This window comes from Amorphus sp. 3PC139-8 (genome assembly GCF_040750475.1).
Taxonomy (GTDB): domain Bacteria; phylum Pseudomonadota; class Alphaproteobacteria; order Rhizobiales; family Amorphaceae; genus Amorphus.
Map to the genome: position 1 here is coordinate 1 of NZ_JABJVY010000035.1, position 20515 is coordinate 20515.

At 65.4% G+C, this 20515-nt stretch carries 20 protein-coding genes and 1 riboswitch; of the genes, 10 read left to right on the plus strand and 10 right to left on the minus strand.

All coding sequences use genetic code 11. The features are described 5' to 3' along the window. Nucleotides 1-89: 89 nt before the first annotated feature. Entirely contained in the window at nucleotides 90-512 is a 423-nt protein-coding gene (locus HNS03_RS22960; protein WP_367198390.1) for a group II truncated hemoglobin, read from the minus strand. Nucleotides 513-746: 234 nt separating this feature from the next. Between HNS03_RS22960 and HNS03_RS22965 the strand changes: the two genes are divergently transcribed. Continuing rightward, the gene (locus HNS03_RS22965; protein ID WP_367198391.1) at nucleotides 747-1976 is read left to right on the plus strand and encodes a GNAT family N-acetyltransferase; all 1230 of its coding nucleotides are present in this window, start codon (nucleotides 747-749) and stop codon (nucleotides 1974-1976) included. Nucleotides 1977-2051: 75 nt separating this feature from the next. Next, complete coding sequence (locus tag HNS03_RS22970; protein WP_367198392.1) at nucleotides 2052-2480, plus strand: HIT family protein; 429 nt, start codon at nucleotides 2052-2054, stop codon at nucleotides 2478-2480. Nucleotides 2481-2631: 151 nt separating this feature from the next. Here HNS03_RS22970 and HNS03_RS22975 read toward each other — a convergent pair whose 3' ends face one another. The 7 genes from HNS03_RS22975 to HNS03_RS23005 all read right to left on the minus strand — a co-directional run bounded on the left by HNS03_RS22975 (nucleotide 2632) and on the right by HNS03_RS23005 (nucleotide 9416). Further along, the gene (locus HNS03_RS22975; RefSeq protein ID WP_367198393.1) at nucleotides 2632-2985 is read right to left on the minus strand and encodes an AzlD domain-containing protein; all 354 of its coding nucleotides are present in this window, start codon (nucleotides 2983-2985) and stop codon (nucleotides 2632-2634) included. Then, nucleotides 2982-3707: an AzlC family ABC transporter permease gene (locus tag HNS03_RS22980; RefSeq protein WP_367198394.1), complete on the minus strand. Its 726-nt coding sequence runs from the start codon at nucleotides 3705-3707 to the stop codon at nucleotides 2982-2984. Before HNS03_RS22980 ends, HNS03_RS22975 begins: the two co-directional genes overlap by 4 nt. 157 nt (nucleotides 3708-3864) lie before the next feature. Further along, on the minus strand, nucleotides 3865-4794 hold the full coding sequence (locus tag HNS03_RS22985; RefSeq protein ID WP_367198395.1) for a hypothetical protein: 930 nt from the start codon (nucleotides 4792-4794) through the stop codon (nucleotides 3865-3867). Next, nucleotides 4791-5594 (minus strand): ABC transporter ATP-binding protein, encoded by an 804-nt coding sequence (locus HNS03_RS22990; protein WP_367198396.1) that lies wholly within the window; start codon nucleotides 5592-5594, stop codon nucleotides 4791-4793. The genes HNS03_RS22985 and HNS03_RS22990 overlap by 4 nt, the downstream gene beginning before the upstream one ends. Then, on the minus strand, nucleotides 5591-6595 hold the full coding sequence (locus HNS03_RS22995; RefSeq protein ID WP_367198397.1) for a FecCD family ABC transporter permease: 1005 nt from the start codon (nucleotides 6593-6595) through the stop codon (nucleotides 5591-5593). The genes HNS03_RS22990 and HNS03_RS22995 overlap by 4 nt, the downstream gene beginning before the upstream one ends. Beyond that, nucleotides 6592-7479: an ABC transporter substrate-binding protein gene (locus HNS03_RS23000; protein ID WP_367198399.1), complete on the minus strand. Its 888-nt coding sequence runs from the start codon at nucleotides 7477-7479 to the stop codon at nucleotides 6592-6594. The genes HNS03_RS22995 and HNS03_RS23000 overlap by 4 nt, the downstream gene beginning before the upstream one ends. Next, the gene (locus HNS03_RS23005) at nucleotides 7479-9416 is read right to left on the minus strand and encodes a TonB-dependent receptor plug domain-containing protein (protein WP_367198400.1); all 1938 of its coding nucleotides are present in this window, start codon (nucleotides 9414-9416) and stop codon (nucleotides 7479-7481) included. The genes HNS03_RS23000 and HNS03_RS23005 overlap by 1 nt, the downstream gene beginning before the upstream one ends. A gap of 152 nt (nucleotides 9417-9568) precedes the next feature. Continuing rightward, nucleotides 9569-9771, minus strand: a riboswitch (cobalamin riboswitch). Nucleotides 9772-10079: 308 nt separating this feature from the next. Here HNS03_RS23005 and HNS03_RS23010 point away from each other — a divergent pair. The 7 genes from HNS03_RS23010 to HNS03_RS23040 all read left to right on the plus strand — a co-directional run bounded on the left by HNS03_RS23010 (nucleotide 10080) and on the right by HNS03_RS23040 (nucleotide 18534). After that, entirely contained in the window at nucleotides 10080-10655 is a 576-nt protein-coding gene (locus HNS03_RS23010) for an RNA polymerase sigma factor (protein WP_367198401.1), read from the plus strand. 331 nt (nucleotides 10656-10986) lie between these two features. Beyond that, nucleotides 10987-11925 carry a FecR domain-containing protein gene (locus HNS03_RS23015; protein ID WP_367198402.1) on the plus strand — a complete coding sequence of 313 codons (939 nt, stop codon included), beginning with the start codon at nucleotides 10987-10989 and terminating at the stop codon, nucleotides 11923-11925. A 294-nt stretch (nucleotides 11926-12219) separates the two neighbouring features. Continuing rightward, entirely contained in the window at nucleotides 12220-14679 is a 2460-nt protein-coding gene (locus HNS03_RS23020; RefSeq protein WP_367198403.1) for a TonB-dependent receptor, read from the plus strand. A 112-nt stretch (nucleotides 14680-14791) separates the two neighbouring features. Continuing rightward, complete coding sequence (locus tag HNS03_RS23025) at nucleotides 14792-15715, plus strand: iron-siderophore ABC transporter substrate-binding protein (RefSeq protein ID WP_367198404.1); 924 nt, start codon at nucleotides 14792-14794, stop codon at nucleotides 15713-15715. Further along, nucleotides 15712-16758, plus strand: a complete 1047-nt coding sequence (locus HNS03_RS23030; protein WP_367198405.1) for a FecCD family ABC transporter permease — start codon at nucleotides 15712-15714, stop codon at nucleotides 16756-16758. The genes HNS03_RS23025 and HNS03_RS23030 overlap by 4 nt, the downstream gene beginning before the upstream one ends. Beyond that, nucleotides 16755-17741 carry a FecCD family ABC transporter permease gene (locus HNS03_RS23035; protein ID WP_367198406.1) on the plus strand — a complete coding sequence of 329 codons (987 nt, stop codon included), beginning with the start codon at nucleotides 16755-16757 and terminating at the stop codon, nucleotides 17739-17741. The genes HNS03_RS23030 and HNS03_RS23035 overlap by 4 nt, the downstream gene beginning before the upstream one ends. Then, nucleotides 17728-18534, plus strand: coding sequence for an ABC transporter ATP-binding protein (locus tag HNS03_RS23040; protein ID WP_367198407.1), 807 nt, complete (start codon nucleotides 17728-17730; stop codon nucleotides 18532-18534). Before HNS03_RS23035 ends, HNS03_RS23040 begins: the two co-directional genes overlap by 14 nt. Nucleotides 18535-18553: 19 nt before the next feature. Here HNS03_RS23040 and HNS03_RS23045 read toward each other — a convergent pair whose 3' ends face one another. After that, the gene (locus HNS03_RS23045) at nucleotides 18554-19117 is read right to left on the minus strand and encodes a fumarylacetoacetate hydrolase family protein (RefSeq protein WP_367198432.1); all 564 of its coding nucleotides are present in this window, start codon (nucleotides 19115-19117) and stop codon (nucleotides 18554-18556) included. Between the two features lie 41 nt (nucleotides 19118-19158). Here HNS03_RS23045 and HNS03_RS23050 point away from each other — a divergent pair, with 41 nt between their 5' ends. Continuing rightward, nucleotides 19159-19686, plus strand: coding sequence for a FadR/GntR family transcriptional regulator (locus tag HNS03_RS23050; RefSeq protein WP_367198408.1), 528 nt, complete (start codon nucleotides 19159-19161; stop codon nucleotides 19684-19686). A gap of 36 nt (nucleotides 19687-19722) precedes the next feature. On the opposite strand, the gene HNS03_RS23055 is transcribed toward HNS03_RS23050, so the two are convergent. After that, nucleotides 19723-20484, minus strand: a complete 762-nt coding sequence (locus HNS03_RS23055; protein WP_367198409.1) for a citryl-CoA lyase — start codon at nucleotides 20482-20484, stop codon at nucleotides 19723-19725. Between the last annotated feature and the right edge of the window lie 31 nt (nucleotides 20485-20515).

The following is a 20515-nucleotide window of genomic DNA, read 5'->3' on the forward strand; positions in this document are numbered from 1 at the left end:
TCGGCGGCGGCGGAGAGATTCTTGGCGGGCAGAGAATAGGACTCCATGAAGTCCTCCACGAACCCCTTCGCGTCGCCTCGCCCCGGCAATCAGCAGCGGGCGCTCGCCTCGTGCGGATTGCCGGGCTGATTGCGCATCCAGTCCGCCAGCCCCGCCATCGCATCATAGAGCACGGCCCGCGCCTCGTCGTCGGCGACGGTTTCATCCAGCGCGCCGCGCATGCACATCAGCCATTGGTCGCGCTCGCTTTCGCCGATCGGCACGCCGAGATGGCGCCAGCGCAGGCGCGGATGGCCCTTTTCGGCCGAATAAAGTCGCGGTCCACCGGTCCATTCGCCGAGATAGCGCTTGAAAACCTCTTTGGTGGAGGTGAGATCCGGCCGGTGCAGCGCACGGATGCCTTGCGCTTCCGGTAGCGTGTCCATGCGCGCATAAAACACCTCGACCAGCCGGTCGATGGTCGCAGCACCGCCAATCCGTTCGTAGAGCTGCGCGCGGTCCACACCCGTCATTCGGTGTCCTTTCGTACGTCGAAGCGTTTTAGCGCCGGCCCAGGGGCGCAGGCGATTCCGTCGGACATAAGGCCCGCTGAGAACTTTTCCCGTGCTGCATTCTGACGCATTTTGCGCGCCACATTCGCCGCGCCAACTCCGATTGCCTACCCGGCCCCTCTTGAGGTCGGCCCGCAAGCGCTTACCCTTAACGGGGGTACCGTCGCCCTCCTCCCGCTTGGCTCCGGATCCTTCATGACCGCCGACCCGACCCGATCGTCGAATCTCGTCCTCAAAGCCGCCGGCAGCGTCGCCTCGCTCGATCGCACGGTCTGGAACGGCCTCGCCAATCCCGGATGGCGGCGCGAAAACGGCAATCTCATTGCCGACGGCACGCCGGCCCGAGGCTACGATCCGTTCGTGGATCACGACTTCCTGACGGCACTGGAGGAAACCGGCTGCGTGGATGGCCGAAGCGGCTGGTATCCCCGCCCGCTCCTGATCGAGGATGAGGCGGGAACGCTGCGCGCCGCCGCGCCGAGCTACCTGAAAACCCATTCCCAAGGCGAATATGTGTTCGACCACGGCTGGGCCGATGCCTTCGAGCGCGCCGGCGGCACCTACTACCCCAAGCTTCAGGTCTCCGTTCCGTTCACGCCCGTGACGGGACCGCGCTTGCTGGTGCCGCCCGGTCCCGAAGCGCAGGTCCTGAAAACGCACTTGGCGGAAGGGCTCGCCACCTTCGCGCAACAAGCCGAAGCCTCCTCGGTGCACGCGACCTTCCTGCTTAAGGAGGACTGGGAGATCCTGGAGGCGCAAGGCTACTTGCCGCGCACCGACGTCCAGTTCCATTGGGTGGACCGCGGCTATGGCGATTTCGACGGCTTCCTGGCCGCGCTGTCGTCGCGCAAGCGCAAGCAGATCAAGCGCGAGCGGCGCGACGCCGTCGCTGCCGGGCTCGCCATCGAGTGGGTCAGCGGCGCCGACCTGACCGAGGCCCACTGGGACGACTTCTTCGCCTTCTACACCGACACCGGCGCCCGCAAATGGGGCCGGCCCTATCTCAACCGCGCCTTTTTTTCCGCGCTTTCGGATAAGATGGCGGATCGGGTGGCCCTGGTGTTCGCCCGCAACGAGGGCCATGCCGTCGCCGGCGCGCTCAACCTGATGGGCTCGGACACGCTCTACGGCCGCTACTGGGGTTGCCTGGAGGACCATCCGTTCCTGCATTTCGAGATCTGCTACTATCAGGCGATCGAGTTCGCGCTGTCGCGCGGCCTGACGCGGGTCGAGGCCGGCGCCCAGGGCGACCACAAGCTCGCCCGCGGTTACGAGCCGACCCTCACGCGCTCAGCCCATTTCATCCTGCATCCGGGCCTAAGAAAGGCGATCGCCGACTATCTGGCGCGCGAGCGCGAGGCGGTCGCGGTGGAGCGCGACATCCTCTCCGATCACGCGCCCTATCGCCGAGAGGACGGGTCTTGAGGACACGGGGCCATTCGGCTTGACCTGTCAGGCGGATCTTGTAGCGTCGCGCCGCAAACTGCGGAGAGAGGCCCGATGACCGGTTACGACGACACCAACGTCTTCGCGAAGATCCTTCGCGGCGAGCTTCCGGCGATCAAGGTCTACGAGGACGAGAAGACCTTCGCCTTCATGGACATCATGCCGCGCAGCGATGGTCACTGCCTGGTGATTCCGAAGGCGCCGTCGCGCAACATCCTCGACATCGCTCCGGACGACCTCTTCGCCGTCATGGTCACCGCCCAGAAGCTCGCCAAGGCCGCGAAGCAGGCATTTTCGGCCGACGGCATCACCATTCAGCAATTCTCCGAGCCGGCCGGCGGGCAGGTGGTGTTCCACACCCATGTCCACATTCTGCCGCGCTTCGACGGGGTCGCGCTGCGCCCGCACACGGGCGACATGGCCGACCAGGAGGTCTTGCTGGCCCAGGCCGACAAGCTGAAGGCGGCGCTTGCCGGGGCTTGAGCGCCCGGTTCTCGAGTTGACCAAGCCAGCGCGCACCCGCGCGCCGGCCAGCCGAAGGGGCGCTCCCGGCCACGTCGCGTACGGCGCGCGGAAGCGTTTCCGGGCGAAGGCGAAGCCGGTTCGCCGTCCGGAAACGCGCAAAACCGATGGATCAGAACAAGAACCAGGTGCCGATCACCAGCGCCTCGGCCACCAAAAGGCCTAGGACCAACCGCTTGCCGGTGACGAAGTAGACCGCAAGACCGGCGAGGGCGGCACCGACCCGAACCTCCATCGCCACATCGGCGAGGGCCCCGTTGGGAAACAGGATCAACTGCGCGATCAGGCCGGCCACGAGCGCTGTCGCAACCGCCTTGATCCAGGCGAAGAACTCCGAATCCTCCGTCAGCCGGCCTGCGAGCAGCACGCCGAGCCAGCGCCAGACATGGGTCGGCACCGCCGCAGCGATTAGGATCGAGAGATAAGGCCCAAGGCCGGCGAGGTTCATATCCGCCGCACCGCTCATGACCGGGCTCTCCCGATACGGCCGCCGACATAGGCAAGCGTTCCGCCGATCACCCCGGCCCAGAGAAGGTCAAGACCCAGGCCGGCCACATGCGCGATCGGCCCCAGCGCCAGCCCGAAAATCATCGCCAGATGATCCGCCCGCACCCGCCCCGCGCCCGACAGGGTGAGCAGAAAATAGAGCGGGGTCATCAGGAGCAGGGCGGCCGAGAGCCAGCCGGGAATATGACCGATCGCCACGAACCCGATCGCCGCCGCGACCAGATTGACCGTGACGAGGCCGATGGCGAACCCCGCGAAGTAGGCGAGCCGCGCCGGCGCCGGCGTCTTGGGCATCTCCGACATGGTGAAGACCCAGGACGTCACGGCCACGAAATGCGACAGGGCGAGCAGGCGCAAACGCGAGGTTCGCGGCGCGCGCACGACAGGCGTCCACGACATCAGCATCGGCAGGAAGCGGATCGAGGAGAGCGTCACGGCAAGCGCGGTCGCGATCCAGCCCGCCCCGTTCAAAACCGAGCCCACGAACACGAGTTGGGCCGGCAACGCCCAGACCGTCAGGGCGAGAAAGATCGTTTCCGTCAGGCTGAGCCCCGCATCCCGCGCAAGCGCGGCAAATCCGATCTGGGCGGTGATCAGCACGACCGCCGGCACCGACGCCATCTTGCTCACGCCCTTCACGAACCAGCCAAGGGAGGAGCGGAACGAAGGCGCGTCGGACACGAAGAAAGCCGCTTAAAAGACAGGGATGTATTGCCGGTATCATAGATCCGAGCCCCGTCCCAGGGCGGCAAGCGGCCGGCTGCCATGCATCCGATGCGCCCCTCGGCCCAGCTTCGCGGTCGATCGCAAACCGGTTGCGTTGGCCCTCGCCTCCCGCTTACGCGACGAGATGCCCGTGCTGGGCGATCGCCACCTTCACCGCCGCGCGCCGGTCCCGCGTGTTCGGTTCGGCAAGCTCCGCCGGATCGACGCCTTCGGCCAGAGCTTCCCAGATCTCCGCCTTGGTCCGGACCAGCTCGGGCACGCCGTGATCGGCGAGAATGGCCTGGAACGCCGTGTGGGCCGATGCGTCGAAGGGCCAGGTGCGACCGAAATGGTCCTTCAGAGGATGGGCGGGATAGAGATGCGCGCAGGGCACGAGGCCGTCGGGGATCGGATCGTTGGCGGCATGGGTGCGCCCGGTCTTAAGCAGTTGCGGCAGAACGTGGGTGTGCGGCCCCTCCGGGCTCTGCGCGTCCGGCGCGGGGATCGGCTGCTTGACCTCGCTCCGGCCGAGCTTGGTGACGAATACCCGGTGCGGCGAGAGCGCCGGCATTTCGGCCATCAGCGGATTGGCGGGATCGGAAACGGATCGCCCGACCGCTTCGCGCAACCGCTGAGTCGTCGCCGGATCGGCACTGCGCACGCAGACATCGACCTGGTGGGTGCCAAGCCCCATATCGAACAGGATCGCCTCCCGGTCGACCGGATCGACCGCGTCCGTATCCGGCCCGAGCTCGGTGACCACGGTGCGCCGGTTCATGGCCGCCTGCTCCGCCGGCAGGCAGAGCGCGATCGCGTGGTTCCAGCTCGTCGGATCCTTGGCCGGCGTCTCGTAGGCGACAAGGCGGAGTTCGGCTGCGGGAACGATCCGAAGCGCTCCGCGCGCTGTCGCGACAGAGAGATCATCCGCGAAAGCGGTCGCTTCGTCCGGATCGCGCAGGAATTCCGCGATCGCACCGAAGGTTCCGACACTCCAGCCAGCACGCGGATCTTGCAACAAGCGGCACAAGAGCGCGCCGGCTGCCGTGTTTGCGGTCTTCGTCATTCCGCCCCTCCTGCCGTCGATCCTTTGGGAAGGCGCCGCCAAGGGACGACGAACGGTTGCCCCTCATGCGCGCCCAGAACCGAAGAGACGCCATAGATTTCGGCGATGCGCTCTTCGGTCAGAACCTGATCCGGCCGTCCTTCGGCAACGACCCTGCCTCGGGTCAAAAGCACCAGCCGGTCGCAGAAGCGGGCGGCGAGCGACAGGTCGTGCAGCACGACGACCACCCCGGCGCCGTCTCGGACCGTCCGCGCCAGGAGCTCCATCACCTCGAGCTGGTGATAGGGATCGAGCGCGGCCGTCGGCTCGTCGGCGAGCAGCATGTCCGCCTCCACGGCCAGGGCGCGGGCCAGAAGAACGCGGGTGCGCTCGCCGCCGGAAAGGGTCTCGATCGACCGGCCGGCGAATTGCTCGATCTCGGCGGCACGCATCGCCCTGGAAATCGCCGCCTCGTCGCGCGCGGCATCGGACGCTCCGAACCCGCTGGAATAGGGGAGTCGGCCGAGCGCCACCACCCGTTCGACCGTGAGCGGCCACTCCACGCGACCGGACTGGGTCAGGAAGGCGAGCCATTGCGCAAGTTTGCGCGCGTCAACGTTGTCGGCGGCAACTGCGTCATAGAGCACCGAACCGGCATCGGGCACTCTAAGCCGGGCAAGCACGGAGAGAAGCGTGGACTTGCCCGCCCCGTTCGGACCGATGAGACCGACCAGCTCCCCCGGTCCCGCCGCAAAGCCCACGCGGTCCAGGATCGTCGTTCCGTTCAAACGGACCGTGATGTCGCGCGCCTCGATCCTCATCTCTCCAGCCTCCGGTAGCGCCAGACCAGCGAGAACAGGAAGGGCGCGCCGATGATCGCCGTCACGACGCCGAGCTGAAGCTCCGGGCGGCTCGGAATCAGCCGCACGGCGATGTCGGCGGCGAGCGTCAGCGAGGCCCCGCCGAGACCGCTTGCGAACAACAACCGTCCCGGACGATGGGCAACGAAAGGACGGAGCAGATGCGGCACGACCAGCCCCACGAAGCCGATCACGCCGGTGACCGCCGTCGCCGCGCCGACCGACAGCGCAACGCCACCGACAACGGCCGCGCGCACCCGGCGCATGCCGATGCCGAGGGTACGCGCCGTTTCTTCGCCGAGCGACAGGGCGTCGAGGGCCCGCGACGTCGACAGGAGCAGCATCCAGCCGACGATCATCGGAGCGATGGCGACCCAGACATGGGAGAAGCTGCGGTCGGCGAGCGAGCCCATCAGCCAGAACATAATCTCCATCGCCGCATAGGGGTTCGGCGCCAGATTGAGCGTCAGCGAGATCAACGCGCCGGCGAGGCTGTTGATGGCGACGCCTGCCAGGATCAGCGTCGTCGTGCTCATGCCGCGTCCGGCGACCGCGAACAGAAGCCCGCCCACGAGCAACGCGGCGACGATGCCGCCGAGCGGCAACAGCAGCGACGATGTGGCCGCGAGCCCGGAATAGAACACAACAACCGCGCCGAGTGCCGCCCCGCCGGAGACGCCGACCACGCCAGGCTCGGCGAGCGGGTTGCGCAGAAAGCCTTGCATGACGGCGCCCGACAGCCCCAGCGTGAAGCCAACGAGCAGACCGAGCAGCGCCCGCGGCAGCCGGAGCTCGACGAGCACGAGCGCGCCGATCGTTTCACGGCCGCCCAAGGCGTCGGCGCCGGCCGCCGGCAGGTCCAGCGGGGCATAGCCGATCGCGAGCGACAAGGCGAACAGGACCAGGGCAAGGCCGCCCAGCAAGGCGAGGAGCCACGGATAGCTCACCTCTGCACGCCTCATTGGCCGGCCCTCCGGTGGGTCTCGATCGTCTCGGCGGCTTGCCTCAGGAGTGCTAGCGCATCGACGAGCGCCGGCCCGGCGCAGGTCCACAGCCTGGGCGACAGGGACACCACCAGCGGGGCCTTGGGAAGCCTATCCAGGATCGGATGATGGAGGACCTCGTAGGCGAGCGCCGGCGAGGTTTCCTCGGCGTTGAGGATGAGCACATCGGGCTTAAGCCGGGCAAGCTGCTCCAGCGACAAGCGCCGATAGCGACCGAGATCCTGCTCGGCGCCGAGATTGCGCAGGCCCGCCGCCTCGATGACGGTATCCACCAGCGAGCCGGCACCCACCGTGAAGCCATTCGGCGCGAATACGACGGCGGTCGGCGCGTCGTCATCCGGCGTGGCCGGCCCGACGAACGCCCCGGCAATTTCCGCGACCATCGCCTCCGCCCGCTCCGACTGGCCGAGACGGTCTCCGAGCATCCGGATCTGAGCCTCGACCTCCGGCAGTGTGGTCGGGACCTCCAGTTCAAGAACCGGCTCGCCGACCCTGCGCAGGAAATCGACCGTCGTGCGGGTGGTGTAGCGGCCCGCCACCACGAGATCCGGCGACAGGCGCAGGATTTCCTCCGCCAGCCCATGGTTCGCCGGGTAGCGCGCCGCTTTGTCAGCCACGGTCGATTGGTCCGGGTTCTGGCCCAGATAGGTGACCGACACGATCTGGTCGGGATCCGCGAGCCGCAGCAGAAGTTCGTCGGCACATAGGTTCATCGAGACGACGCGCTCCGGCGCCGCCCGCTCATCGTCCGCCATCGACGCGGCCGGACCGGTCAAAATCCCGAGAAAGAGACCGGCGGCCGCGCACCCTACGACCGCCGAGAAAATGCGCGACACCGTCATCAGAAGGTCAGCTTGACACCGGCGTATGCGCTGATCCCCTCTTCGCCGTAGCCCCAAACGTCATAGTAATCCTCGTTCAGGATGTTGTTCACACGGCCATAGATCTGGGCATTTTCGTTGACATCGTAGGATGCCGCGAGGTTGACCAGCGTATAGGCATCCAGATCGACGACATAGGTCTGAGTGTAGCTTTGATTGTACACCCAGTCCTTCTGGACGCCGGTATAGTCGATGTTGAGGTTCACGTTCGCCCGGTCGTGCAGGAAGCGGTAGTTGATATCCAGGCTGGCGACGTTGCGCGGCCGGCGGACCAGCTCGGCACCGGTCGCATCGTGACCATCGGTGTAGGTGTAGGAAGCGCGCACCGTCAGCGGATCGATCGGATTCACCGACAGCCCAACCTCGACGCCGTCGATCTTCGAGGTGCCGGGCAGGTTGATGGAACTCTGCCCGGAGCCGGTGATCATGTCGGAGATCCGCTGGTTGAAATAGGTCACATCGACGCCGGCCCGCCCCGCGAACAATTGCTGGTCGACGCCGACATCCCAGCCGGTCGCCTCTTCGGGCTTGAGGTCCGGATTGCCGCTATAGGTGTTGGTGTAGCCGTAAAGCTCGAACATCGTCGGGTTCTTCACGCCGGTGCCGAACGAGCCGTGCAGCTTGGTGCCCGTCCGATCGATGAAATAGGCCGCTGTCGCCCGGTAAGTCGTGGAATCCTCGAAGATTTCGTTGACGTCGTGACGGATGCTGCCGGTCAGGTTCAAATTCTCAAACAGGCTGAGCTGATACTGGCCGACGAAGCCGGTGGAATTCACCGTGCGGTCGAACGAGGAATAGGCCGAGTCGGAGACCACGCCATCCTCTTCGTTCTGGACCGCGAAGGTCACCACGTGGCTCGCATCGAACACCTCCGGTGTGTTGAAGAACACGTTCGACTGGTAGTCGAACCGACGCGTCGAGCCTTCATAGGTGCTGGTCACGACGGTCGGAGCGAGATTGCGATACTTGGTGTCCGTCTTGGTGTAGCTGACGCCGGCGATCTGCTCCCAGTGGTGGTCGAACAGGCTGAGCCGGGCCTGGGCGCGCGAGTAGAGGTCGTCGCCGGTGGTGTCCTGCAGCGAATCCGTCGGCCCTGTATGGCCGTAAGCTGGCAGGTAGGTATCGGTGTCGGTGTCCGTCTTGGTGCTGGTGTAGCGGATCACGCCCGACATATCGAAATACTCGTTGGGGCTAAGGCTGCCTTTCGCGAACACGGTGCCGTTGCGATAGCCGTCCTTCTCCGTGTTGCCGAGATTTTCGCTGGCGACCGAGATCCCGTCGGTTTTGTAGCCCATTCCGCTCACGATGAAGTTGTACATCTCGCCGGCGCCGCTGATCGACGCATTCCCGTTGACCGTCCCGAACGAGCCACCCTCGAGCCGACCGGAGATATGGGTTCCCGGCTCGCCGGTCCGGGTCACGATGTTGATGACGCCGCCGACCGCGTCGGAGCCGTAGAGCGCGCTTTGGGGCCCCCTGAGGACCTCGATCCGCTCCACGTCGTCAGCGAGCAGCGTGGAAAAATCGAACTCCGAGCCGAAGGCAGGGTCATTCACCGGAACGCCGTCGATAAAAACCTTCGTCTGGTTGCCTTCCGATCCACGGATACGAACCTGGGTGAGCTGTCCGATCGGTCCCGTGCGGTTGACCGCCAGACCCGGTACTTGCCGCAGCGCGTCGGACACGAACTGGATCTTCTGCTCGCGCAGCTCCTCTCCGGTGATCACGGTGACCGCGCTGCCAACCTTGTCCAGCGACGTGGGCGCCAGGTTCGCCGTGACGGAGATCTCCGGCAGCGCGACCACCGAGGCGTCGCCGAGATCGGCATCCTGAGCATGCGCGGGCAGCGCAAGAAGGAACGGCGACAGCGAAACGGTGGCGCAGGCAACACGGCGCACGGCAGTACGCCGTCCACGAAGAGACGTCGGAAAAGATAACATGGCAGTCCTCGAGCGGCACACGGCCGGATGGCACGTCACCGCGATCGAGGCGGACCCATGCGAGGAACATGGAGACCGTACCCATCGAGACACCCCGCCCGATGTGACCGCGCGTGACCACGGCTGACGGCAGGTCTCCTGACTTGCGGGTCCTCGTCGCTCCGCTGCCTTCCCAGGATCATTTCGACCCCAGTGGCGTCCAACGCGGAGAACTCGCCGCTCACAGTTGCGGGGGCAGTCACGGAGTTGGCGCGCGTCGCCGCACCGTGTTCCCTATTGAGCCCGAAAGGGCACCGTCACGGTCAGGGATAAAGCGTCGCGGTCGGGAGTCAAGCCAGAGCAGAAGCATTCCAGTCCGACGTCCCCAACTTCGAAATCCTCAATTCCGGCCGAACAATTTGATCGACATTTCCTGCCCCGCCAGGAAATATAGAACTCGCATTTACTCTTTGCGATCTCCTAATAAACGCCGGTCCATATCCATGTTCGCATGACAAATTTTTAGTTATTACAAAGTGTATATTCTGATTGAACTTGCGTTAACTGTCGAAGAATTGCTATCGTTTGCGGACCCAGCTCGATCGAGTGGGCAATACTCATCATTTGGACGCCGGGGCGGACGTGGACGTCGCAGACGAGTATCAGTGCGAGCAAGGGGGCCAGGCGGCGCCGGTCGAGATCGATGCAGCCAGGGCGCTCTTGGATCAGGCGATCTCGGCCTACTATTCAGACCTTCACGCCGCGATCCGCCGGCGCGGAGCCGGCACGAGCCAAGCCACCGAGATTGTTCACGACCTCTATATTCAGCTCTCGCGCAAGCCGGAGCGCCTGGTCGGCAAGTCCTCGCTGCGGGCGTTCCTGATCCGGGCGGCGGTCAATCTGGGGATCGACCGGGCCCGGCGCGCCGCATTCGAGGCACGGCTGTTTGAATCCCTCGACATCTCCGTCCACGCGCCCACCATCGCTGCGCCGATCGAGACCCGGCTCGACCTGTCGCGCCGGCTGGCCGTCCTGCGCAAGGCGATCCTCGCGCTGCCCGCTCAGCGCCGCGACGTCTTCATCGCCCATCGCCTGGCCGGAATGGACAAGGATGAGATCGCCGAACAGCTCGGCATCACCCGCGGGCAGGTCAACCGCCACTTGCGCAAGGCGATGCTTCACTGCATGGAAAAAATAGACGAATTCGAAAACGGATAGGCCGCGTCGCCCTCTCCCATTCGTCTATCTCTAGAGGCTGTTATGGACTTGGAATAGAAGCTGCGTCGGGGAGAGCGGCGCGGACAACAGGAGAAAGGCGATCCGAATACTCTACCGTATTTGGGAGCCCTTCGACGCATTCGCCGTCCCTCTGTCCCCACCCCTTCGGACCGGTCGCTTTGTTTGCGCCGGTTCGTCGCCGATCTCGACCGTACTCCCGGTCCGCGCATCGATCGGCTCCTGCCGGAGCGAAGAAAACGGCAACGGCGCAGCCCCATTTGAAGTCCATAACAGCCTCCAAGATAGACCGAGACCAACGATGCCGCCGGCCGTGACATCCGAGAAACCGCACGATATCCGCGAACAGGCCATCGAGTGGCTGCTGCATCTGGAAGACGCAGATACGCCCGATGAAGATCGCCGCGCCTTCGAGGAGTGGCTGGGCCGCGATCCCGCCCACGCCGAGGCGTTCGAGAAGGCACGTCGGCTCTTCGGCGAATCGGCCGACGCGCTGAGAGAGAACCCCGAAGACACGCGCGCCGCGATCCGGAGAAAAGGCAACGGCCCGCTGCTGCCGGCCGTGCTGCTGGTCTGTCTCGTTCTGGCCGGCGGAATGTTCTTATGGGCCGATGGTCCGACCCGCCTTCAGGCCGATATCGTCTCCGGCGCGAACGAGAGCCCGATCCTCCGCTTAGGCGACGGCTCGACGGTTCAACTCGACGCAGGAAGCGCCGTCGCGGAGGACTTCACCACCGACGAACGGCGGATCCGACTTCTCAAAGGCCAGGCCTATTTCGAAGTCGCGCCCAATCGCGCGCGTCCGTTCGTCGTGCAGGTGGGCGACGAGCGTTTCGAAGCGGTCGGAACCGCCTTCGACGTCAACCGTACGGCAGGTCAGGCCGAAATAACGGTCACGGAAGGTAAGGTTCGGGTCCGCACCGGCGACGGAGCGGGCGTCGTCCTTTCGCCGCACATGCGCACTTCGGTGCGTGACGGCACCCTCGGGGCAGTCGAAACGGTTCCCGACGGCATGGAGACGCCCTGGCGCTCCGGCAGGCTCGTGTTCGAAGACAGGCCCTTGACTTGGGTCGTCGGCAACCTCGCCCGGCACCTGCCTGGCAAGGTTGTGATCGCTAACCCGGCACTCGGCGATCGGCGGATCACGGGGACGCTGGATCTTTCTGACCCGCACGCGGCCCTGAACGATCTCTCGACCGCCGTCGGCCTGCGCACTGTCCAGGCCGGAAGGCTTTTGACCGTCGTCTATTAGAGCATGTCCAGGCCAAGTGGACACCGGTCGGCCGTCCGGAAACGCTCTGAATTAATAGGTTAGAACCGTTCCGCGATTCCATGAAAAGCCGAACGGAGCCAGGCAATTGCGCCAAGAGGAGATCGTCGCCACCGGCGCCATTACCCTCCAGTTCGGTCCGCCGGCCTTAATCTGGATCAAAAAAATCGAGATTTTTTTGCCGGACCGGGCTTCGAGGCCGCAGCTCATTCGTCCCCCAAGGACCACCGCGTCAGTGGCGCTGTCGTACCGCGCGAGCCTTGTGGGATTTTTGGCATGCAGAATCGATCGAATGGAAATGGCCGGACGGCTCCCGCCCGGCTCCTCGGGCTGTCCCTGACAGCCTCGGCGCTTGTGCTGGGCGCGACCATCGTCCCCTTCTCCGCACAGGCCCAGCAAACGCAAACCACGATCAACGTTCCGGCCGGGCCGCTGTCGACCGCGCTCAACCGGCTGGCCGCCCAGACCGGGCTGCAGATCGTCGTCGACAGCGATCTCGTCGCCGGCATGTCCACGCCCGGCCTCTCCGGCACCTATAGCGCGGAGGAAGCGCTCGCCATCCTCACCTCCGGCACGGCCCTGCGCTACACCTTTACCGGGCCGACGACGGTGACGCTCGCCAGCGCCTTCCCCAACTCGCAAGGTGCCGTCGCGGCAAGCCAAGGAGCGGTGACGCTGGAGCCGATTACCGTGCAGGGCGAGAAATTCCCCCGCGACACGTTTCGCACCTACACCAGCGTCGGCGTGTCCACCAGCGCCGAGATCAGCGACTACAACGACACCACCTTCGACCAAGCCGTCAGCCGGATGGCGAACGTCACCGCCAACCAGACGGGCACCGGCGACAACAATTTCTCCATCCGCGGCCTCAATGCCGAAGGCGTGACGCAGCCCAGCCGCTCGGCGCCGATCATCTCCGTCGTGGTCGACGGGGCGACGCAAGGGGTCGAGGCAACCCGGCGCGGTAGCCGCGGCGTCTGGGACGTCGAGCAAATCGAGGTCCTGCGCGGCCCGCAATCGACGCTGCAGGGGCGCAATTCGCTCGGCGGCACGGTGATCGTCGATACCAAGGACCCGACCTATACGCCCGAGATCATCATCGAAGGGCAGATGGGAAATCAGGACTATTTCGACGGCGCGTTCGCAATCTCCACCCCGATCATCGCCGACCAGGTCGCCGTGCGGATCGCGGGCCAGGCCTTCCGCAAGGACAACGACATCGACTACCCCGATCCGTCGATCGCCTCGCTCGGCGATGACGAGTATGAAGAGCTCCGAGGCAAGCTCCTGATCGAACCGGAGGCGATACCGGGACTGAGCGCGCTCTTCACCGTCAGCCGCACCCATGACAAGCCGTCCTGGAACGCAGTAACCGGACCGGACTATTTCGCCCGGGAATATACCGACCCGTCCAACACGGCTGCGGAGTTCCGCGACACCTACGTCAACCGCTACATCGCCGAGCTCGGCTACGAATTTTCTCCGAGCCTTACGCTGAAGTCGATCACCGCGTTCAACGACGCCAACGTGTCGATCTCCTCACCGGCGGGGTCCTCCTTCGATCGCTCCGACAAGCGCGACGAGAAGGACTTTTCCCAGGACATCCAGCTCACCTTCAACCGGCCCGATTTCCCGCTTTCCGGCGTGTTCGGCGTGTTCGCCGGCAGCTTCGAGACCGACCTCAATTCCTCGATCGAGACCAACTCGCTGGCCGCCTACGGCATTCCGACCGCCAGCGTCCAACAGCTCGACGCGGAGAACAAGACAACGTCGGTCGCCGCCTATACCGACCTGCGCTACGAGGTGTGGGACCGCGTGACGCTGCTGGGCGGCGGCCGCATCCTGCAGGACACGGTCTCCTCCGACTATAACGGCAAGGCGCTGGACCTGGAGGCGACCCAGGTCAACATCATGCAGTGCCTCTATCTCGGCTGCGTGCCGGAGCCGGCCTACGGTTCGCTCAACGAGGACACCTCGGTCACCAATACCGTCTTCCTGCCGAAGCTCGGCATCGCATTCGACCTGAGCGAGGATCAGACCGTCGGGGTCACCGCAAGCCGCGGCTACCGGGCCGGATTTGCCGAGGCCGTGCCCGGCACCACGACCATCAACAAGGTCGATCCGGAATATCTGTGGTCCTACGAGGTGGCGTATCGCTCGCGCTGGCTGGAAGACAAGCTCGCGATCAACGCCAACACCTTCTACTACGACTACGAAAACCAGCAGATCCTGACCTATAATCCGAACTTCCCCGGTCAGACCTTCACCGAAAACAGCGGCAAGTCCCACGCCTACGGTGCGGAGTTCGAGGTGCGCTATCGACCCTTCGCGTCGCTGGAACTGTTCTCCACGCTCGGCCTGCTCAAGACCGAATTCGACGAAGGCGTCACCACGGCCGGCAACCTCACTGGCAAAGAGTTTCCGGAATCGCCCGCCGTCACGGCCGCCTTCGGAGGTGTCTGGCGCCATCATTCCGGCTTCTTCGCCTCCGCCGACGTCACCTACACCGACGGCTACTACAGCGGCGGCGACGTCATGAATTCTTCCGCACAGAAGGTGGACTCCTACACGCTCGTGAACGCCCAGCTCGGTTACGAGACCCGGTACGCCCTCGTCTCCGTCTTTGCCCGCAACCTGCTCGACGAGGACTATCTGACGAGCATCTCCAACACCGGTAACGAGGCAACGATCGGGGAAGGTCGCTTCTTCGGACTGCGCGTCAGCGCGCGCTACTAGAGCGTTTCCAGGCCAAGTGGAAACCGGTTGACCGTCCGGAAACGCGTGGAAACAGAGGGCTAGAACCGTTCGGCGATTCCGCGAAAAGCTGAACGGGCTAACAGGAAATCGAATGCTCCCACGTCTTGCGATCGCAACCGCGATCTTGATCGCCGCCGCGCCCGTCGCGGCGGCGTGCGACGGTCGTTTGATCGAGGCGGCGGACGTCGTCGGCAGCCCCATCTGCGTGCCGGAAAATCCCAGACGCATCGTCGTTCTTGATCCGACCTACAGCCTCGGCATGTCGCTGGAGCTGGGCCTTCCGGTCGTCGGCGCACCCCTTTTCGGAATGAGCGACGAGGATCTTCTCGCCAAAGCCGAAGCGCAATCGGTGACGGATCTCGGCGCTCTGACAGAGCCGAGCCTTGAAAGCATCATCGCGCTGAAACCCGACCTCATCCTCGGTAGCGGCTTCGTGGGAACCGGAATTCAAGAGATGCTGTCGACCATCGCGCCTACGGTGCTGATCACGGATCAGAACTGGAAGGACTTCTATCGCCGCCTGGCGGCTGTCACCGGCCGCGAAGCACGCGCCAGGGAAGCGCTCGCCACCTACGAGACGCGGGTCGCCGAGATACGGGCGAAGGTGCCGGACGTCCCGGTCTCGGTGATCCGCATCACCGGCTGGGACTTTCAGGTCTATCTCGACGCACCCGACGCCTACGGGCCGTTCCTGGTGATGCGCGAAGCGGGCGTAAAGCGCACCGATTATGAGACCGCCGATGCCGGAGGCCCGCGCCTCAAGCGCCCGGATCTGGAGGATCTCGCCGCCCTTTCCGGCGACATTCTTCTCTATATCGTTGGCGGGTCGAACGATTCCGACACCAGCGGCCGGCATGAAGAGGTTCTCGCCAACCCGCTGTGGCAAATGCTGCCGGCCGTGGAAGCAGGCAACGTGCACCGCGTCGATCCGGCGACCTGGATGGAGTTCAGCGGCGTGACCTCCGCGCACCGGGTGCTCGACGATATCGAGCGCCTCATCGTCCCCGGTCCATGACCGAGAGCCGGGCGCGGACCGTCGGGCCGAAACCGCAACTTATGCCGAGCGCCGAGCGCCACGTCGTCGCGCTTGGGGTTTTGGCGCTTGTGCTTGTCGCAACCGCCATGTGGTCGATGACCATCGGGCCGACCGACATTTCAATCACCGGCATATTCACGGCCCTGACCGGGTTCGACGGCTCGCGCGAGCACCTGATCGTGACCACGGTGCGCCTCCCGCGCATGCTGGCGGGCCTCGTGGCCGGCTCCGCGCTCGCCGTTTCCGGCGCGATCATGCAGGCGGTGACCAACAACCCGCTCGCCTCCCCCGGCCTTCTCGGGGTCAATGCCGGCGCGGCCTTTGCCGTGGTGGCCACCTTGACCTTCCTTCCCGATGCGCCGACCGGCTTCCATGTCTGGGCCGCCTTCGCCGGGGCCGCCATGGCGGCAACGGTCGTCTACCTGGTGGGCTCGATGGGGATTGCCGGGGCAACGCCCGTCAAGCTCGCGCTCGCCGGCGCGATCGTGTCAGCCTTCGTCGCCTCCCTCACCTCCTCCGTCCTGATCTTCGACAAGACGACGCTGGACGCGATCCGGTTCTGGTCGATCGGCTCGCTCGCCGGGCGCTCGCTGGACAACATCGCGACCGTCGCCCCCTATGTCGGGGCCGGCCTCACCCTTGCGATCGTATTTCGCCGCCAGATCACCACAATGAGCCTGGGCCTGTCGGTCGCGCGGACGGTGGGCCAGAATGTCGGGCTGTGGCGGACGATGGCCGCGATCATGGTGATCCTGCTCGCCGGAGGGGCGGTGGCCGTCGCCGGGCCGATCGGGTTCGTCGGCCTTGTGGTTCCCCACGTGGTCCGGCTTCTGGTCGGCATCGACTATCGCTGGATCCTCCCCTTCTGCGCCGTCGGGGGCGCCCTGCTCGTCATCGGGTCGGACGCCGCCGCCCGCGCCGTCTTTCCCGCGCGCGAAATCCCGGTTGGGGTCACCATGGCGCTGATCGGCGCGCCCTTCTTCGTCTATCTCGCCCGCTACCGGGTCGGAGGAGCGCGATGAGCCGCGCGTTGATCCTGATGGTGGCCGCGACCGTCCTCCTGTTCGCAGTCGCGCTCGGCCAAGGCGACCAGGCGCTAACACCCGGAGAGATTGCCGGCGCCCTTCTCGGAGATCCGACGACGAGTCCCGTCGCGTCGATGATCGTCATGGAGGTGCGTCTTCCCCGCGCGCTCCTGGCCTTGCTGGTGGGCGTCGCGCTCGGGGTCGCCGGCGCCATCGCCCAGACGGTGATGCGCAATCCGCTCGCCGAACCCGGCCTTCTCGGCATCAACGGCGGCGCCGCGTTCGCCGCCATCATCCTTATCGTCGGCTTCGGTCTGCGAGCGCCCACCCTGCTGCCGTGGTGCGCCTTTGCCGGCGCCTTCGCGATGGCGCTCGCCATCTATCTGCTCTCCTGGCGCAACGGCGCCTCGTCCATCCGCATCATCCTGATCGGCATCGGCCTGTCGTCGCTTGCCGGTGCCGCGATCAGCTTCGTCTCGGCATTCGGAGACGTCGCGGCGGTCCAGCGCGCCCAAGTCTGGTTAGCCGGCAGCGTCTACGACGCCCGTTGGGAGAAAGTGACAATCCTGGCGGCCTGGCTCGTGATCCCGCTCGGCGCGACATTTGTAATCAGTCGGGAACTGGACCTGATCGGCTTCGGCGAAAGCTCCGCACGCGGGCTCGGCCAGCGCGTCCACGTCGTCGGAGCATTGGCGGTGTTGATGTGCACGATCCTTTCCGCGGCCGCCGTGGCAGCGGCCGGGCTGATCGGCTTCGTGGGACTGATCGCGCCGCATATCGCCCGTCGGCTCGTCGGACATCGCCATCTCCGTCTCTTGCCGGCGGCGGGCCTCGTCGGGGCCGCCCTGGTGCTCGCCGCCGATCTGATCGGCCGGACCGTAATCGCGCCGGCCCAATTGCCCGCCGGTCTGGTGACGACTCTGATCGGTGCCCCCTTCTTCGGCTTTCTGTTGTGGAGGCGCCGCCATGTCGCAGGCTGATCCGAAGCCACCAGCCGCGCTCGCGGCGTCCGATCTGTCGACGGGCTATCCGGGGGCGCTGATCATCGACGGCCTGGACCTGGAGATCCCGCGCGCCACCTTCACCGCCCTGGTCGGACCGAACGGATGCGGAAAGTCCACGCTTTTGCGCGCGGTTGCGCGGCTCCAGCCGCTCCATCGCGGGACAGTTCTCCTCGACGGCCGCGCCATCGCCCAGCAATCCACAAAGGAGATTGCCCGCCAGGTCGGAATCCTGCCGCAGGCGCCGGAAGCCCCGGAAGGGCTCTCGGTGGCCGATCTGGTCCGCCAGGGCCGCTATCCGCACCGGGCGCTGTTCGGGCGATGGGCGGAGGCCGACGCGCGCGCCTGTGCCGATGCGCTCGACGTGACAGGGCTCACATCCCTGCAGGATCGACCGTTGGACAGCCTCTCCGGCGGACAGAAGCAGCGCGCCTGGATCGCCATGACGCTCGCCCAGCAGACCGCGATGCTTCTGCTCGACGAGCCGACGACCTATCTCGACCTCGCCCATCAGCTCGAGGTCCTCGATCTTCTGCGTGCCCTCGTCAAAGAGCAGGGGGCGACCGTCGTCGCCGTCCTGCACGACCTCAACCAGGCCGCCCGCTATGCCGACCACATCGTGATGATGAAGGATGGAGCAATCCTGGCGGAAGGCGCACCGGACGCCACCGTCACCCAGGCTCGCATCGAGGCGGTGTTCGACATCAAGGCTATGGTTATGCCGAATCCTGTCGACGGCACCCCCTTGATGATCGCCGTCACTCGCCGCTGAGCGAGCCCGATCCGTGCCGTTAGTGTGGCGATCGGGGTCGAATTTGCGTCTCGATGATGGTCAGGATGTCGAAGATCAAAAGCCACGTGTTTGACTGCTGCCGCGTCTCGCCGTTGACGGTGCAGGAGATCTCGGTGTCGGCGATGTCGATTTCGTCGCGCGTGACCGCGAACGGCCCCATCGGACAGAACGTGTCCTGGGACTTGCCGATCAGCCGCTGGCTGTAGCGCCCCTGCAGGTCGCGAGCGGTAACGTCGTTGACGATAGTGTAGCCCCAAACGTGGTCGAAGGCGTCGGCGGCGCGGATCCCGCGTCCACCATTGCCGACGATCACGGCGAGCTCCGCCTCGTAGTCGACGGCCTGCGTCACGGCGGGATCAATCACCACGTCCGCACCGCAGGCGACCACCGACTGCGACACCTTGGAGAAGATGATCGGATGGGCCGGAACGGCACCGGCCACGGCCGAGGAATCGAAGCCGGAGCGGGCGAACTCCTGAGCGTGATCGCAATAGTTCTTACCGACGCAGAAGACGTTGCGCTTGGGCAGCGGGATCGGCGCGTCCAGTTCGACCGCTGACAGCGGCCGAGTACGGCGTCGCGCGCAACACGGTGCGCCGTACGGTGGAAGCGATCGTGGCCGACGGCACGATCCAGCGCCATGTCGGACGCGGCAGCTTCATGTTGCGCAATCACGAGGAGATCGCGCGGATCGTGCAGCAGGTGACGGGGGTGTCGCCGGCCGACCTCATGGCGGTGCGGTTCATCGTGGAGCCGCCGCCCCCCGCGATCGCCGCCACCACCGCCAGCCGGTCCGATCTCGACGCCATTGCCGAGGCCCACAAGCGCACCTCCAGCGCCAAGGAGACGGAACGCTTCGAGCACTGGGACGCGGAGTTTCACCAGCTCATTTTCGCCGCAGCCCGCAACGAGCTCTTGATGAGCCTGCACGACATCCTGCGCACGATCCGCAACCGCAACACCTGGATCGAGTTGAAGCAGAAGACCTTTTCGGAAAACCGCCGGCTCGACTACTGCGCTCACCATGGCGCCATCCCGGCCGCCCTGACTCGGCGCGACGCCGAAGGCGCGGCGGCGGCGATGCGCATCCATCTCGAAGCGATCCAGATGACCCTGTTCGGCCGGTCTTGAGGTGGAGCGGCAAATCGTCGGGGCAAGGCGCCAAAACTAGGAAGTCGGAGGATTGTACTGAAATGCACCCTGCACGTCTTGCCAGATTTTTCGACCCGACGCCGACGTCCGATCCTCTTCGATGTGTGCGACGAGGCCGCCTGCCCGGGAAACCACGGAGATGGGCCGCATCGCACTGACGGGAATTCCGATCTCCAGCATCAGTGCGGCCAAGGCGCCAGTCGCGTTGATCGTCAGATGTTTACCGAACGCCTTGTCGACTTCTTCCGACAAAATCCGGATGAGCCCGATCGCCCGCCCTTCCGCGCCGGCCTCTTCGGCCAGTTCGAACAGACGCGGGCTTCGCGGATCATCCGGTCTGTGCAGATTGTGGCCGAAGCCCGGGATCGGTTTGCGCGTGGCGCGATGATCGGCAACGATCTTGGCGCAGTAGGCGCGCTGCTCTTCGGCCTCAAGACCGGCTTCAAGCAGCCGACCGCACCCGTCCATCGTGCCGGAAAACACATCGCCAACGCAGGTCAGACCGGCGGCCATGGCGATTTGCGCCTGATCCGGATTGCAGTCACGGACAAGCCGGGTGACGATCGCATGGGGCGTCATCCCGTGTTCCATAAGCGTCACTAGACAAAGATCGAGAATCTTGGTCTGCGTTGCATTCGGCATCCGACCGATCACCAAGAAATACAAGATCTCAGTAAAACTGTGCTGACCGAGTAATTCGTTGACGAGATCCTTTCCGCGCCAGGTGATCGAAGTTTCGTCGAAAGTCGAAATCTGCGTCGTCAGCCCATCATCCATCGAGGCACTCCCTTTCCTCACGGCCGTCTCT